18 protein-coding genes and 1 tRNA gene are annotated in these 16,159 nt (G+C 34.4%); 6 read left to right on the top strand and 13 right to left on the bottom strand.

The genetic code is table 11. From position 1 onward, the window contains the following. Positions 1-141: 141 nt before the first annotated feature. The 11 genes from argS to CHLWT_RS07340 form a co-directional block, all read right to left on the bottom strand. Entirely contained in the window at positions 142-1,734 is a 1,593-nt protein-coding gene (argS, locus tag CHLWT_RS07290; protein ID WP_112000580.1) for an arginine--tRNA ligase, read from the bottom strand. Beyond that, positions 1,734-1,946, bottom strand: a complete 213-nt coding sequence (gene tatA / locus CHLWT_RS07295) for a twin-arginine translocase TatA/TatE family subunit (RefSeq protein WP_034962385.1) — start codon at positions 1,944-1,946, stop codon at positions 1,734-1,736. Before tatA ends, argS begins: the two co-directional genes overlap by 1 nt. A gap of 61 nt (positions 1,947-2,007) precedes the next feature. Further along, positions 2,008-2,619 (bottom strand): guanylate kinase, encoded by a 612-nt coding sequence (gmk, locus tag CHLWT_RS07300; protein WP_112000581.1) that lies wholly within the window; start codon positions 2,617-2,619, stop codon positions 2,008-2,010. After that, complete coding sequence (locus tag CHLWT_RS07305; RefSeq protein WP_112000582.1) at positions 2,616-3,905, bottom strand: putative sodium/potassium/calcium exchanger; 1,290 nt, start codon at positions 3,903-3,905, stop codon at positions 2,616-2,618. The genes gmk and CHLWT_RS07305 overlap by 4 nt, the downstream gene beginning before the upstream one ends. 62 nt (positions 3,906-3,967) lie before the next feature. Beyond that, complete coding sequence (fliR, locus tag CHLWT_RS07310; protein WP_112000583.1) at positions 3,968-4,741, bottom strand: flagellar biosynthetic protein FliR; 774 nt, start codon at positions 4,739-4,741, stop codon at positions 3,968-3,970. Between the two features lie 26 nt (positions 4,742-4,767). Further along, positions 4,768-5,406 carry an ABC transporter ATP-binding protein gene (locus CHLWT_RS07315; protein ID WP_151062144.1) on the bottom strand — a complete coding sequence of 213 codons (639 nt, stop codon included), beginning with the start codon at positions 5,404-5,406 and terminating at the stop codon, positions 4,768-4,770. 2 nt (positions 5,407-5,408) lie between these two features. Continuing rightward, on the bottom strand, positions 5,409-6,473 hold the full coding sequence (gene tsf, locus CHLWT_RS07320; protein WP_112000739.1) for a translation elongation factor Ts: 1,065 nt from the start codon (positions 6,471-6,473) through the stop codon (positions 5,409-5,411). Beyond that, a complete protein-coding gene (rpsB, locus tag CHLWT_RS07325; RefSeq protein WP_063997792.1) occupies positions 6,473-7,252 on the bottom strand; it encodes a 30S ribosomal protein S2 in 780 nt (259 codons plus the stop codon). The genes tsf and rpsB overlap by 1 nt, the downstream gene beginning before the upstream one ends. A gap of 144 nt (positions 7,253-7,396) precedes the next feature. Further along, a complete protein-coding gene (locus CHLWT_RS07330) occupies positions 7,397-7,618 on the bottom strand; it encodes a hypothetical protein (protein ID WP_034962401.1) in 222 nt (73 codons plus the stop codon). 32 nt (positions 7,619-7,650) lie between these two features. Next, positions 7,651-8,328, bottom strand: coding sequence for a peptidoglycan editing factor PgeF (gene pgeF / locus CHLWT_RS07335; protein ID WP_063997790.1), 678 nt, complete (start codon positions 8,326-8,328; stop codon positions 7,651-7,653). Further along, positions 8,312-8,932, bottom strand: coding sequence for a riboflavin synthase (locus CHLWT_RS07340; RefSeq protein WP_112000740.1), 621 nt, complete (start codon positions 8,930-8,932; stop codon positions 8,312-8,314). The genes pgeF and CHLWT_RS07340 overlap by 17 nt, the downstream gene beginning before the upstream one ends. Before the next feature lie 102 nt (positions 8,933-9,034). On the opposite strand from CHLWT_RS07340, the gene mnmG reads away from it, so the two are divergent. From mnmG to CHLWT_RS07370, 6 genes are all read left to right on the top strand, one after another. Then, a complete protein-coding gene (mnmG, locus tag CHLWT_RS07345; protein WP_112000743.1) occupies positions 9,035-10,897 on the top strand; it encodes a tRNA uridine-5-carboxymethylaminomethyl(34) synthesis enzyme MnmG in 1,863 nt (620 codons plus the stop codon). Positions 10,898-11,237: 340 nt separating this feature from the next. After that, a complete protein-coding gene (gene petA / locus CHLWT_RS07350) occupies positions 11,238-11,741 on the top strand; it encodes a ubiquinol-cytochrome c reductase iron-sulfur subunit (protein ID WP_112000741.1) in 504 nt (167 codons plus the stop codon). A gap of 14 nt (positions 11,742-11,755) precedes the next feature. Next, positions 11,756-13,012, top strand: coding sequence for a cytochrome b (locus tag CHLWT_RS07355; protein ID WP_063997787.1), 1,257 nt, complete (start codon positions 11,756-11,758; stop codon positions 13,010-13,012). Next, a complete protein-coding gene (locus CHLWT_RS07360; protein ID WP_111949635.1) occupies positions 13,013-14,038 on the top strand; it encodes a c-type cytochrome in 1,026 nt (341 codons plus the stop codon). A 134-nt stretch (positions 14,039-14,172) separates the two neighbouring features. After that, the gene (locus CHLWT_RS07365; RefSeq protein WP_063997785.1) at positions 14,173-14,481 is read left to right on the top strand and encodes a hypothetical protein; all 309 of its coding nucleotides are present in this window, start codon (positions 14,173-14,175) and stop codon (positions 14,479-14,481) included. A gap of 9 nt (positions 14,482-14,490) precedes the next feature. Then, complete coding sequence (locus CHLWT_RS07370) at positions 14,491-14,868, top strand: hypothetical protein (protein WP_112000742.1); 378 nt, start codon at positions 14,491-14,493, stop codon at positions 14,866-14,868. Here CHLWT_RS07370 and CHLWT_RS07375 read toward each other — a convergent pair. Beyond that, a tRNA-Asn gene (locus CHLWT_RS07375) sits at positions 14,869-14,943 on the bottom strand. Positions 14,944-15,064: 121 nt separating this feature from the next. Further along, a complete protein-coding gene (locus CHLWT_RS07380; RefSeq protein WP_151062145.1) occupies positions 15,065-16,132 on the bottom strand; it encodes an epoxyqueuosine reductase QueH in 1,068 nt (355 codons plus the stop codon). Between the last annotated feature and the right edge of the window lie 27 nt (positions 16,133-16,159).

Here is a 16,159-nt window from a genome sequence, read left to right on the forward strand (position 1 = left end):
AATATAAAAAACTATCTTTTAGCAGAGCAGCGCTAAATGATAAATTTAATATCAAATTCAACATAAAACTATACAAATGAGTTGTTAGAGTATAAATATGAGTGAATCTACGATAAAAATATCTCAAAAATAGCATCAAACTCAATGCTCCATCTTCTCTTTTGCCTTGATCCCCATAAGATTTAGAGCTACTTTAATGCTTAGAGCCACGACTGAAAATAGCTTTAAGTACTCATTTTCATTACTAGTGCCTACCACGCGATTTTCATTATAAAATTTATGGAAACTCGCACTTAAAGTTTTAAGATAATCAGGCAGCTTATGTAAAGATCTTGAACTAAACGCATCTTCTAAAACCTCAGGCAATAAAAGAGCTTCAAAAAGGAGATTTTTCGCATTTTCATCCAAGCTTGAAAGATCGGCATTTATGACGTCGCTAGGTGATTTTTTGGCTTTTGAGAAAATTTGATTTATTCTAGCGTGTGCGTAATTTATATAAAAAATAGGATTTGAGCTATCTTGCTTTTTAAGCTCATCTATATCAAACTCAAGACTGCTCGTATTTGCTTTTGAGATAAATATAAATCTAAGCGCGTCACTTCCTATCTCGCTTAAGATATCGCTCATAAGCACACTAGTTCCTGCTCGCTTACTCATCTTAAATGGTTTTCCGTCTTTTAATAAGCTAACCATCTGCATCAATATAACTTCAAGACGATTTTCATCATAACCTAAAAAATGTATAGCAGCTTTTAGCCTAGCTATATATCCGTGATGATCTGCCCCCCAAATATTTATATAATGATCAAAATTCTTCTCAAATTTAGCATTGTGATAAACTATATCTCCAGCTAGATATGTAGGTCTGCCGTCATTTCTTACTACAACTCTATCGTTGTCATCGCCTAGTTTTGTAGAGGCTATATAGATAGTGCCTTCTTTTTCATACATCTCACCACTATTTTCAAGCTTTTTTATAGTTGGCTCAAGACAATTATAAAGCGCTTTTTCACTAGCCCAACTTTCTATAAATATACCAACGTCGCTGAGATCTTTTTTAATGACCTTCAAAACCTCATCTTTACCAAATTCTGCAAGCTCTAGATTTCTACTTTCATCATAAAATATCTCTTTGCCAAATTTATCAAGCGCAAGTCTAGCGATATCTTCGATATATTCGCCACGATAATATTTCTCAGGATACTGCACATTTTCACCAAATAAAACTTCACGGGCAAAAAGACTTATTGATACACCAAGTAGATCTATCTGATTTCCTGCATCATTTATATAGTACTCTGTAAAAACATCTTTTCCTATATGTCTAGCTATCCTTGCTAATGTATCGCCATAAACCGCGCCTCTTACATGCCCTATATGCAAAGGTCCGGTTGGATTTGCGCTGATATACTCAATAAAGATGCTTTCTTTATTTGATATATTAGTGCCAAAAGCGTTATCAAGTTTTAAAGCTTTAGTTGCTAAATCATCTAAAAACTCACCTTTGAGCTTTAAATTTAGATATCCGTTTATCGAGATAGCATCAAATAACTTGCTATTTTTAAATTTATTTGCAATTTCTTCTGCTATAAGCATAGGAGATTTTTTAAGCTCTTTAGCCAAGCTAAATGCAAGTGGAGTTGCATAGTGGGCTAAATTTTTATCTTTTGGTTTTTCTAAGATAAAGTCACGCTCTAAAATACTATAAATTTCAGCTTTAACACTATTTTTCATCAAACGTTCTTTGTGGTTTCATTTTGTTTTTGAACGTTCTGTGTATCTTCAGCTTTTTCTATTTTTTCTACTGGCTCATCTTCCATCTCTTTTTTAAAACTTTTTATACCTTTACCGACACCTTTTGCTAGTTCTGGTATCTTTTTTGCTCCAAATAATAAAACGACTATAGCAAGTACTATTAGCCAGTGTCCCATACTAAAACTACCCATATTTTCTCCTTAATTTTAAAAATATTCTAACATAAAATTATAAATTTAACAAACAGATAAATTACTGATTGCACCAATCATCAATCACTTGATTTACGGCATAATTTTCGACTTTTACTAAAAGAGAGCTAAAAATAGCCCTTAAATCTAGATATGATTTTTCTAAATTTTCATTGATGATTAAGTAGTCATATTCACTTATGTGAGCCATCTCGGTAGCAGCGTTAAAAAGCCTATTTTCTATAACTTCATCGCTATCAGTACCTCTAAGTTTTAGTCGTTTTTTTAGTTCGTCTCTATTTTTGGTAGTGACAAAAACTGATGTTATAATTTCGCCGTATTTTTTTTGTGCTAGATGAAAACCTTGCACGTCTATATCAAAGATGACGATCTTTCCAGCTTTTAGAGCTGCTTCAACTGGCTCAAGACTAGTTCCATAATAATTCTTATGCACTTGCGCCCACTCTAAAAATTTACCCTCATCTATACCTCTTTTAAATTCATCTTCGCTGATATAATGATAGCTTACCCCAGGAATCTCGCCTTCTCTTATACTTCTAGTAGTGCTTGAAATGGAAAAATAAATATCATCAAATTCACTCATCAATCTTGATAAAAGCGTACTTTTTCCACTTCCACTAGGACCACTTAAGATAAGAATTTGTCCGCTCACTCTTTTTCCTCAAAACTGATATTTATCTTTATATTTAGTCCTTTTAAGACCTCTTTTAAAGATCCACTACTTAGCAGAGTTTCTAGCTCTTTTCCTATATTTTGTGCTAATTCGCCTGACAACACATCTTTTGTCTGTGGTAGATTTTGCGTTGTCTCAATGATAGGCTCATCTAAAGCTTCTTTTATCTCATCTTCTTTTATCTCATCAAGATTTTTTAAATTTTCATTTGGTTCCATATCTTCTTCTAAATCTTTCAAATTTTGAGTATCATCATCTATATTTTCTTGTTCTTCTTCATCTGATATAGCTTGTTTTTCATCTTCTATATCTTGTAAATCAAGATCTTCTTTTAAGCTGTCTATATCTTCAAAGGTAAGCTCATCTTGCTCTTTTATATCGCTATACTCTTCTATATCGTTTTCATCAAGATCTTTAGCATCTAGATCCATTTGGTCTATCTCATCGATCATACTACTAAGTTCATCAAGCTCTTTGTCGCTATTTTTAGTTTGGATATTCTCTTTAACATCTTCATCATTTAGCTCATCAAGCTCATCTTCTTTTATAAACTCATCATCTTTTTCGCCATTCTCATCTATCTTTTCACTTTCAAGATCATCTAAATTTAAATCACCATCTAGCTCATCTTTCGCGTTGTCGTCTTCTTTTATTTGTATTTGAGTATTTTGAGCTTGATCGTTTTGTATTTCATCTGGTTCTGATTTTTCATTTGATTTTTCATTTGATTTTTCATTTGATTTTTCATCTGATTTTTCATCAGTTAAAGCGTTATTAGTCGCTTTATCGTCATCATCAAGATCTAAAAAGCTATCATCTAAAGCTTCTATCTCATCTTGATTATCTTCAAAATCAGCGTCTTTAATATCTTCAAACTCTCCAAATTCATTTCCTAGCTTTACGTTATCATAAGCATCTAGATCGTTAAAATCGCTATTTTTATCTTCAGCTTTATCGTGATTTTTAGGGCTGATTATTTTTTCTACAGTCTCTATAAAATCCGTTGGCAAAAATGGTTTTTCCAATATTTGAGCATTTTCATCTATTTTGTTACCTCTAGGAACCAAATATAAAATATTTTTAGCATAAGAACTATAATCTACGTCTTTATCAAAAAGAGAGCTATCACATATTAGTAGCTCATTATCCTTACTAGTTATATCTTCTAGATTTTTGACTTCGTTAAATTCATAGCCAAGTCTTGTAAGACTTATATTGATAAGACGAGAAACAGCTGGATTATCATTTACTACAATAACTTTCATTTTAGCCCCTTACACAATAATTTTATGTATTTTACGCTATTTTTCATTATTAAAAGCTTTATTTAAAAAAATAAGCCTGGTAAATCATTAAAAACTCTCATCATTAAAGTGGTAAAAAGTTTTACTAAAGCAGAGATTATAGCTGCTAAAACTACAAATCCTATTGCGATCTTTATAGGGAAACCTACGACTAAAAGGTTAAACTGCGGCATAGTTTTCATAAGCATACCAAAGATAAGATCGGCTAAAAGAGACAGTGCCAAAATAGGAAACGATATAATAAAACCAAATAAAAATAGATTCATAACACCTTTTGCGGTATATCTTACTATATTTTCATCTGGATAAAATCCACCAAGTGGAATGAAATTTAGCGAATAAGCTATAAATTGCAATATGATATGATGTCCATCAAATAGCAAAAATGCAAGTAAAACTATGAAATTTAGTATATTTGAGATAAGCGGTGAGTTCATACCGCTTTGTGGATCTATAACGCTAGCCATAGAAAAACCCATTATCATTGATATCTGTTCGCCTGCTAGCTGGATAGCTCCAAAAACAAGCATCAAAAGCACTCCGGCACAAAGTCCAAACATAAGCTCAGCAAATGTTTCTAATATGAGATATTCTATTTGCAAATTAGTAACATCGACAGATAAACTAGCTAAAGGAAATAAAAAAATAGTAAGCATAAAAGCTAAAGCGGTTTTTACAACAACTGGAATTTGCATATGGCTAAAAAATGGAAAAAATATCATCAATGCACCAGTTCTTACAAAAAGAAGAAAAAACGTTACTACATTATTTTGACCTAAGAAATTGACAAACTCCATAATTTTGCTCTAAATTTTTTATAAATTTAGCTTAATTGCTCTAATTTTTGCTCACTTAGTCTAAATTTAAAATCACACTTGCTTGCTAAATCTTCATCGTGAGTTACTATCACAAGCGCAGCATTTTCATTTTTAACGTAGTCAAATATCACGTCTATAACTTCATTTGCCGTATTTTTATCTAAATTTCCAGTCGGCTCATCTGCAAATATAATACGCGGTTTTTTGCTCATAACTCTTGCTATGCTAACTCTTTGTTGCTGTCCGCCACTAAGTTCGCCGATTTTTTGGTTTATGACGTGGTCTATTTTTAACTTTTTTAAAAGCTCTATATTGATCTTGTGTCCGCTTAGTACGTTTGCAAGCTCGATATTTTCGTAAGCATTAAAACCCTTAAAAAGATAGTGTGCTTGAAATATTATCCCAAATTCTAAACGCCTGATTTTTAAAAGCTCATTTTCATTTATATTATAAATTGATTTTTCATTGTATATAACTTCGCCACTAGCAGGTTTTAAAAGCGTGGAAAGAATATGTAAGATAGTAGATTTCCCGCTACCACTCACGCCTGTTATGGCTGTGGTAGTGGCGGGATTTATATCTAAATTTAGATTACTAAAAAGCGGATAATCAAATTTATGGGATAAATTTACCGCTTTTAGCATTATTAAGCCATTTGAGCTGCTACTTCAGCTGCAAAGTCTTCGCTCTTTTTCTCTAAGCCTTCGCCTACTTCAAATCTTACATAGCTTACGATCTCGATGCTACCGCCAAGTTTTTTTGCTTCTTCAGCTATAACTTGTTCGATAGTTTTTTTATCGTCCATTACATAAAATTGTCCTAAAAGAGTAAGGCGTTGGTCTAGTTGAGTATTATCTGCTATATATCTATCGATTTGTCCTGGAAGGATTTTATCCCAGATAGCTTCAGGTTTGCCTTGTTTTTTAAGCTCTTCTTTTAATTTTTCAGTTGCTTTAGCTATCACTTCATCGCTTAGTTGTGCTCTACTAGCAAATTCAGGTATTTTGTGAAGTGGCTTTTTAAGGCGGACTAGCTCTTCATTTTCTTTTTCAAGCTCACCTTTTAGAGCTAGATACTCTTTTTCTACAAATTCAGGATCAAACTCTTTATAGCTTATAACTTGAGGCTTCATAGCAGCTGCGTGCATACAAAGATTTCTTAGGAAATCGCCGATTTTACTAGCTGTCGCCTCAGAATCACAAGCAGCACCTATCAAAACGCCCACACGGCTATTTGAGTGAATATATCCGGCAACTGCGCCATTTGCTCCAGCTTTGATAGTTTCAAATCTTCTTACAACCAAATTTTCGCCGATAGTTGCGATCTGGCTTTGGAAATACTCTTCAAATTTAACCCCGTTGATAGAACTCTCTTTTAGCTCATCAATTGTAGTGATTGAGTTTGATTGCACATGCAAAGTTGTGTTTTTAACTAGATCTACAAAAGTCGCATTTTTAGCCACAAAGTCAGTTTCAGAGTTAATCTCAGTTATGGTAGCTGTTTTATTATCACTACTTACAACTACGCTTACAAGACCTTCACTCGCTAGGCGATCAGCTTTTTTAGCAGCCTTGCCAAGACCTTTTTCTCTTAGTATATCAACTGCTTTTTGCATATCACCATTAGCTTCTTGAAGGGCTTTTTTGCAGTCCATCATACCAGCTCCGGTACTTTCACGGAGCTCTTTTACCATACTTGCGCTTATTTCCATTATTGCTCCTCAAAATCAGCTTCGCTCATAGCCTCAGCCACGACTTCATCTTTTTCTTCTTGACTTACTAGAGCTATTTCTTGCTCTGTTTCGTCTTGATCTCTTAAGGCTTTACCTTCATTGATAGCTTCAGCCATCTCTTGGCAGAATAACTGAACGCTTCTTATAGCATCGTCATTTCCAGGTATCGGGAAGTCGATAGTGTCTGGATCGCAGTTTGTATCGATAGGAGCAACTACTGGCATTCTTAGTTTGTTTGCCTCAGCAACTGCTATTTTCTCTTTTACAGTGTCAATTACAAACATCATATCAGGTAAGCTTTTCATATTTCTGATACCGCCTAAAGTTGCTAAAAGCTTCTCTTTTTTGCGTCTTAGCATCAAAGCTTCTTTTTTAGTAAGTAAATTTATAGAGCCATCTTCTTCCATAGCTTCTATAACTTCAAGTTTTCTTATTGATTGTTTAATTGTTCCAAAATTTGTCATCATACCGCCAAGCCATCTGTGATTTACATAAGGCATTCCGCATTTTTCAGCATACTCTTTTACTGCTATACCAGCTTGTTTTTTTGTGCCAACAAATAGTATAGTTTTACCCTCAGCCGCAGCGTCTCTAACAACATTATATGTGTATCTGAAGTATCTAATAGTCTTTTGCAAATCTATTATATAGATACCTTTTCTCTCGCCAAAAATGAATTTTTTCATCTTTGGATTCCAACGTCTTGTTTGGTGACCAAAATGCACACCACACTCTAGTAAATCTCTCATAGTAACCATGAGTTCTCCTTTGAAAATATTTTAGTTTATTCCTCTGTGCTCCTTAATGTCAAAATGACACAACTAAATAAGGATTAGCACATGTGAAATGAAGTCTGGATTTTATCTTTTTTTTGCTTATATTTTTATAAATTTAAATATGATTTAAGGTTTATTGCTTAGCTGACTATTTTGTTTGATACGTTCTAAAACTTCAAATATATGAGATAAAGCTTCTAAATTTGGCTGAGCGATCTTTGTCTGTTTTTTGGAAAATAATAGTTCTAAAGTACGTGGATTGCTCATAAAATCGATACCAAATTTTTTGGCATTTTGAGCTATAAGTATCAAATTTAAATCACTAGGCTTAAACTCGTCATAATGCATTGTATTCCTTTAATCTATATTTTTAAATTTACCTATTTTAGGTAGATAAACCCGCAAAATCTTCCTGTCACACCATCTCTTCTGTATGAAAAAAATCTCTCGTCGCAATGTGTGCAAATATCACTAAACTCATAATCTCTCACACCCAAACTATCAAGCTCACATTTTAAAGCCGCATTCATATCAAATTTAACTCCATTTTTAAATTTATTAAACTCCCCTAGATCTAAATTTCCTATATCATAACATTTCCCGCTTATATTTGCACCTACTACTACTTTTAAATTTATAGCCTTTGATCCCATTTTTTTGATCGTTTTTGTAACTATTTGAAGTGTTACTCCAGCGCGTCCTGCATGGATAGCAGCTATTTTACCTTGAAGCTTATCATATATCAGCACAGGCGAACAATCAGCCACCAAGACGCATAATGCTACGTTTTTTAGACTAGTGATAAGAGCATCGCAAGGCGGAATTTCATCATCTAAACTTAATACTTCAAAAATCTCATCGCAGTGAATTTGATCCATAAAAATCAGCTTTTTCGCGCCGATTTTACGCCTTAAAATTTCTCTATTTTCAAGTACGTTTTGTCTGTCATCGCCAACATGAGTAGCTAAATTTAAGCTTTCATAAACGCCGCTCGAAACACCACCTTTTTTAGTGCTAAATCCGGCTAAAACGTCATTATTTTCAATACAAACTAGCATAAAAATCCGCTTCTTGCCACGATAGTTTTTTGTTGTAGCTATTTTTGATACCCAAAATCCGCTCTACATATCTAGCCAAAAGGTCGGTTTCGATATTTACTCGCCTACCTACTTTAAACTCGCCAAAAAGTGTATCTCTAAAGCTAATAGGTATGATAGTAAGTCTTATGCTATCTTCAAAAACTTCATTTATCGTAAGACTCACACCATCAACTGCGATGCTTCCTTTATTTGCCACTAAATGCATAATATCTTTTGGGAGTTTTATAAAAAAATCAGTCCCGCTTAGCAACTTTTTGATAGTTATTATCTCACCTACAGCGTCAATATGACCTTGCAACAAATGCCCATCTATCCTATCGCCTATCTTCATCGCAGGCTCTATATGGACTTTATCTTTATAATTTTCTATGGCTAAACTCTTAGAACTTTCGCTACTAAGCTCTACGCTAAAACCATCATTTTGAATGCTAACGACACTCAAACAAGCTCCATTTATCGCTATGCTGTCACCTAAACTCGGTCTAAATTTAGCTTCCAAACTTAAAAATTTACCATCAAAACTTTTAACTTTTGCAATCTCTCTAATCAGCCCATTAAACATTATCTTATCCTAAATTTAATCGTGCAATTATATGGAATTTATACTTTTTTTACACTAAATTTGATACAATCCTTGGCTTAAAAAACAACAAGGTTTAAAATGATGAATTATGATGTGATAGTCGTGGGCGGAGGACACGCCGGTATAGAAGCCTCTTTAGCAGCGGCAAGAATGGGCGCTAAAACAATGCTTATAACCATACTTGCAGAGCAAATCGGTGCAGCTAGCTGTAACCCAGCAATTGGCGGTCTAGCCAAAGGTCACTTAGTAAAAGAGATAGACGCTTTAGGCGGTCAAATGGCACTTACAACAGATGCTTGCGGGATTCAATTTCGTCTTTTAAATGAGAGCAAAGGTCCAGCAGTACGCGGAAGTAGAGCTCAAATCGATATGGATAAATACAGAGTTTATATGCGAAATTTACTTTTAAATACTCCAAATTTAGAAGTCACTCAAGAGATAGCTACTGAGATTTTGACACAGAACGGAAAAATCACAGGCGTAAAAACTCACTTAGACAATAGATACAAAACAGAAAAACTCATCATCACTACAGGAACATTTTTAAATGGGCTCATCCACGTAGGACTAGCCAAACTTGAAGCCGGACGTGTCGGAGAACTAAGCAGTAAAAATCTCTCAAGCTCACTAAAAGGCTTAAATTTAGAAATGGGCAGACTAAAAACCGGCACTTGCCCTAGAGTACTTGCTAGTAGCATAGATTTTAGCGTTTTAGAAGTTCAAGAAGGCGACGCAAATCCAGCCCAGTTTAGCTTCCGTACAAAAGATTTCAATCCAACTCAACTACCTTGTTATATAGCCTATACAAATGAAACTACTCACGATATCATAAGATCAAATTTTGATAGAGCCCCGCTATTTACAGGTCAGATAGAAGGGATCGGTCCTAGATATTGTCCTAGCATAGAAGACAAGATAAATCGTTTTGGGGATAGAGATCGCCATCATCTTTTCATCGAACCTCAGACTCTAGAAGCTACAGAGTACTATGTAAATGGTTTTTCGACAAGTTTGCCTTATGATGCTCAAGTAGATATGCTACACTCTGTTAAGGGCTTTGAAAATGCTAAAATAGTTCGCCACGGATACGCCATAGAGTATGACTACGTGATGCCTACAGAGCTTAAACATAGCTTGGAAACAAAAAAAGTTAGCGGACTTTACCTAGCAGGACAGATAAATGGTACCACAGGATACGAAGAAGCCGCGGCTCAAGGGCTAATGGCTGGAATAAACGCTACTTTAAGTTTGCAAGGAAAAGATCCGCTAGTTTTGCGCCGTGATGAGAGCTATATAGGCGTTCTTATCGACGATCTAGTCACAAAAGGTACAAAAGAGCCATATAGAATGTTTACATCTAGAGCCGAGTATCGTTTACTTTTACGTGAAGATAATGCAAACTTGCGTCTTAGCGAGTATGGATTTAACATAGGGCTTTTACCAAAAGATGCTTACGAAGATATGTTAAATTTGCGTTCAAATTTAAAAAAAGGTATGGAAATCTTGCTTACAAAAGAGCTAAGTCCTACAAAACAAAATTTAGAGTTTTTAGCAAGTTTAAACGAAGACAATATCAACGAAAAAATGCCACTACAAAAGATAGTCGCACGCAAAACATTTACTATAGAAAAGTTAAAAAAGCTAGATGATTTTTTTGCAAATTTAGATGAAAATAGTCTAAACCAAATTCTAACTGAGGCAAAATACTACCATTACATTTCTCAACAACGCCTTGAAGTAGAAAAGATGAAAGGACTTTTAAATGTTGAAATTCCTAAAGATCTTGAGTTTAAAAGCATAAGCGGACTAAGTAATGAAGTCGTCGAAAAACTAAATAAATTTACTCCGCCTACGCTAGCTGCAGCTTCAAACATCAGCGGTATAACTCCAGCAGCCATCGATATACTTCATATAGCCATAAAATCGAGGCAAAATAAGCGATAAACGCGTTTATATCTAGAGAGTTATGAGTGCTTTTATTGTTTTTCTTTGGCTTAATGGCGCTAGAGTGTTGATAATAGGGCGTTATTATGATAATTTTAGCTTTTAAATTTTGTTTTTATATGAGCGTTAAAAATTTAAATAATATTAATATGCAATGAATTTGCTCCTATATATAAAATTTAAATAAACAGATTAAATAATTTTTTAATTTTAAAATACTATAATTACAAGTTATCAGGTGATTTTGCATTACTATTATTTAAATTTAGTATTACGTGATGAGCTTGACTAAAACCAAATTTGATTAAAACAAATAATAAATCAAATCGAAAGGAAATAAATGTCTGTAGAAAAGCAAAGACGTGATTTCATAGGCATGGCATTTGGCGCAGTCGCTGCGGTGGGTGGCGCATTTGCTCTTGTTGGTATGAAAAAAACATGGGATCCGCTTCCTAGTGTAAAGGCAGCAGGATTTACGACTGTTGATCTAAGCCCTATGCAAGCTGGAGAGTTCCGCCAAGTAGAATGGCGTAAAAAACCTATTTTCATCATCAAAAAAAATGATGAAATGAAAGCAAATCCAAATAGAGATATAGTTATCGGTAACGATAGATATATGGTAGCTATCGGACTTTGCACACATCTTGGCTGTATCCCTAGCTGGTCAGCTAGTCAAAATATGTTTAAATGTGCGTGTCACGGAGGTGAGTTTGACGCAAGTGGAGTGAATACTTTTGGACCGCCACCACGCCCACTAGATATCCCACCATTTAGAATCGACGGTACAAAACTTGTTTTAGGCGAAGAAGGTCCTGAATACAAGAAACTAGCCGGCTTAGCTTAAGAGAAAGGGAGAAAATGGCACATATTACAAAAGCTACTAGCGTTTATGATTGGTTTGAGCAACGTATCGCTATCACTAAGTTATGGAATGTTTTAGCTGGACAATACTGGATCCCAAAAAATATAAATTTCCTTTGGGCAATGGGTGTTATCCTTACGACGTTATTTACAGTTTTGTTTGTAACTGGTCTTTTGCTAGTTATGTATTATAAACCAGATGCAAATTTGGCTTTTGATAGCGTAAATTACACTATTATGAAAGAAGTTGAGTATGGTTGGCTATGGCGTCATATGCACGCAGTTGCCGCTTCGGTTATATTTTTGATACTTTATATCCACGCATTTGTAGGAATTTATTACGGCTCATACAAAAAAGGTCGCGAGATGATATGGGTAAGCGGTATGCTTCTTTTCCTTATATTTTCAGCTGAAGCATTCAGCGGATATATGTTGCCTTGGGGACAAATGAGCTACTGGGCAGCACAAGTTATCACTCAACTTTTTGGCGGTATTCCAGTCATTGGTGAGGCGCTTGTTGAATGGATAAGAGGAGATTACGCAGTTAGCGATCCTACTCTTACTAGATTTTTTATGTTACACGTTTGCTTACTTCCTATAGTAATCATCATGGTTATAGTTATCCACTTCTACACTCTAAGAGTTCCTCATGTAAATAATCTAGAAGGTGAAGAGATAGACTTTGAGCTTGAGGCTGAAAAATACTTGAGCGGTGACACAAAAAATTCAAAAGTCATACCATTTTGGCCTGGATTTTTAAGTAAAGACTTTATGTATATATCATTTTTTATGATTTTCTTTACTTATTTGGTAACTTTCCATTTTAACTTTGCTATGGATCCTATAAACTTTGATCCTGCAAACGCTTCAAAAACTCCTACTCACATCTATCCTGAGTGGTATTTCTTGTGGCAATATGAAATTTTACGGGGATTTTTCTTTGATATCCCACTAGGTTTTACAACATTAAAAGCAGCAGATCTTGGCTCACTAGCGATGGGATTTGCTGGAATTTCTCTATTCTTTATGCCATTATATGATAGAAGCAATGTAGTTGCTCCAGCCCACAAAAGACCAGCGTTTTTTGTATGGTTTTGGCTACTTATTATTGATCTAATCGTTTTAACGATATATGGAAAACTTCCTCCAACAGGCTTTAATGCTTGGATAGGATTTTATGCTTCTATTAGCTATTTAGCTTTATTATTAGTGGTGTTACCTATCATTACAATACGCGAAAGAAAAGGGGAATAAATGAAAGAATTAAAGGCGTTTATCATAGTTCTCGTAGTAACTGGCGTCATATACTGGGGAGTTGAGCCTTACGCACATTCAGTTTTGAACCCTCACGTAGAACCGGCAAATTTTGATTTTGCAAAAGAAGATATAAATCTTGCTAAATCAAACGTGGCAAATTCTCAAGCCACCTTGCAAGAAGCACAAGCAAGTGGCGATAAAGAAGCTATCAAATCAGCTCAAAAAATAGTAGATATAAACAAAGCTACTTTGGACAAATATACAGCATTTTGGGCTGATATAAACTCTATAGATCTTGCTAAAGGCGACGCAAACAGAGGTGCTGAGCTCGTAAATGCAGCAGGTTGTACAGGATGTCATGGCATAGCATCAGCAAATATTCCTGAGCCTATGGATCCAAAAGCCGCTAGTGAAAGCTTTGGCGTAGCTCCTCCTGATCTTAGCACTGCTGGATATCTTTATGATTCTAAATTCCTAGCTGCTCTTATCAAAGATCCAGTTACCGCACTAAAAGTCGGTCATAAATTCGGCGATGAAAATCCATTTCCTATGACTGCGTTTATGGGTGCTGGCGGTGATCTAAATAGTGAGATTGCTGACCTAGTAGCTTACTTTAAAAGTATAGCTCCAAAAGAGATGAGCGATAAAGAAGTATTTGTAAATGCTTGTGCGAGATGTCATGATATGAAATATGAGGGCGTTTATGCAAACGGCAATAAACAAAGCATAGCAAGCTATCTTGGCACTACGCCTCCTGATCTTTCTATGTATATCCGTTCAAGAAGTATTGATTACTTGCATAACTTTATAAACGATACTCAAAAACTTCTTCCTGGCACTTCTATGCCACGTGTCGGACTAAATGAGAAAGCTCAAAATCAAGCAGTTGCTTATATGAGTAAAGCAGGAGATAGCAAAAAAGCTGAGCGTGAAACAACTGGTCTATATATGATGGGTTATTTCTTTATACTTGGTATATTTGCACTACTTTGGAAGAAGAAAATTTGGTCTAAATTACACTAATATTTTGCCCCTTTTTATAGGGGCAATTTTGCTTTTATTATCTATTTTTATCATACCAAAACAGAGCATTATTATCCCAAACTATAAATATTTACACTTTTAAAATATAATTTTAAAAATTTAAAGGTCGAATTTTGAATATAACTAAAAAAATAAAAGCAAACAGAGCTATAAAAGCAGCAAGTTCAAAACTACAAAAAACATTTGATTATGCAAAGCTTAGCGGTAGCAAACTTAAAAATAGAGTAGATGCAAAGATACAAGAAAAAGCAGTTCTTGCTCTAAAAGCCAAACTGACTATGAATCACAAAAGTTTTGATGATTTTAACGATGATGAGCTTGAGATAATGCTAATAGATGAAAAAAGTCGCATAGTAGATAGTTTAAAAAACAAAACCATAGTAGCGGCTTTAGCTATACTAGGACTTGATTTTCTAGTCTAGGAAAAACAAGTGATAAAAGGTATAAAATCAGCCATATTTTGGACGTTTATTTACAAATTTAGAAAACGACTTGCACTGATCTTGATGCTTATATTTTTAGTGCTAATTTCACAATTCATATATACCGACGTAGTAGAATATCTCAAGCTAACAAAGCAAGAAGATATCATAGGATACGCACTTTTTGCAAAGTGGATATTGTCTATATCTTGTATATCTTTTGTGGTATATATTTTATTTGGACTATCAAAACAAAGAGTGCAAAAACCAAAACCACTAAAAGAAGATGAAGATAGCAAACTAATTGATAGAGAGAAAAGATTTATAAATAAAAAGCTTAGAACAAAAACTGAAATAATAATGGGATCAAAAAAAGATGATAGATAGTGGCTCCGGATGCTGGATTCGAACCAGCGACCAATCGGTTAACAGCCGACTACTCTACCGCTGAGCTAATCCGGAATGTATATAAAAAAGAGTTTGAATTATATCTAAAAACCTTTTATTTGTCAATAAAAATTAGCTTAAATAAAATCCTGTTTGATCTTAATAATCATAAGATTATATAAATTTAAAAGCCTTTTTAAATTTTCACCTTTTCTATGATCTGCGGATAGATAACACTACTAGCTTGTACTTCAAACTTCCCAGCCCTTATCTCATCAAGTACGATGATAGGAGATAAGCTAAAACCGACTTCTATAAGTTTTCTTACTTTTAGTTCGCGTCCTAATTTAGGCGGACATTTCATAAGCTCCAAAACATCTTTATAGCCAAATCCGCCAAGCTCATTAAACTTAGCAAGACTTAAGAGTTTAGCACCATCATTTGTTACATTTATCAGCTCACCACCGCTATGAAGAGTAAATTTAAGCATATTTCTACCAAAATGTGAATAAAACAGGATATAGCTAGGCACAAAAACACCATCAACACAAACTTTTGCAAATTTAAGACGATAGTTTAGTATTTTTTTTCTCACCAGATCAAATTCTATGCCGTTTTTTTCATATTTTCTAACTTTTTTATATAATTTTAAACGGCTTTTTATAGAGCCAAACTGAACCTGCCCGCCCAAAGGCTCAAAAAGCTCGTCTAAGATCTCATCTTTGGCTCTTTGTTTTTCTAGAGCAAATACACAACCGCAGTAATTTTGATGATAAAGCTTATCTTTTTTAGCCAGATCAAACTGCTCCATTGTCCCGCCATTTTTACGGAAATCCACCGCCACAGGCTCTAAACTAGTATCTTTTATGGCATTGTTTAGTGCATTTTTTAGCTGATTAAAATCTTTTTTTGGGCTCATCAAAAGCGTTGTAGTAAGCCTTTTACAGCCTAAATTTACCGCCATTTTAGCAGAATTTCCTACACGAAAATCAAAACAATACTCGCACCTTTTACCTTTTTCAGGCTCTTTTTCAAGCCCTTTTGTGCCACTAAGCCAACTTTCATAATCATAGTCTCCACATATAAGCTTAATCCCTAGCTTTTTACAGCTTCTTTTTACGTCTTTATAACGCAACGAAAACTCGCTATAAGGATGAATGTTTGGATCATAAAAATAACCGATAATTCGCTCATTTGGATATACTTTTTTAAGCTTTTGTAAAAAGTAGTGGCTATCGACACTACAGCATATATGAACTAACAAATTTAAACCTTTTTTGTTTTTATGATA

This window comes from Campylobacter hyointestinalis subsp. lawsonii, assembly GCF_013372165.1.
Classification (GTDB): domain Bacteria; phylum Campylobacterota; class Campylobacteria; order Campylobacterales; family Campylobacteraceae; genus Campylobacter; species Campylobacter lawsonii.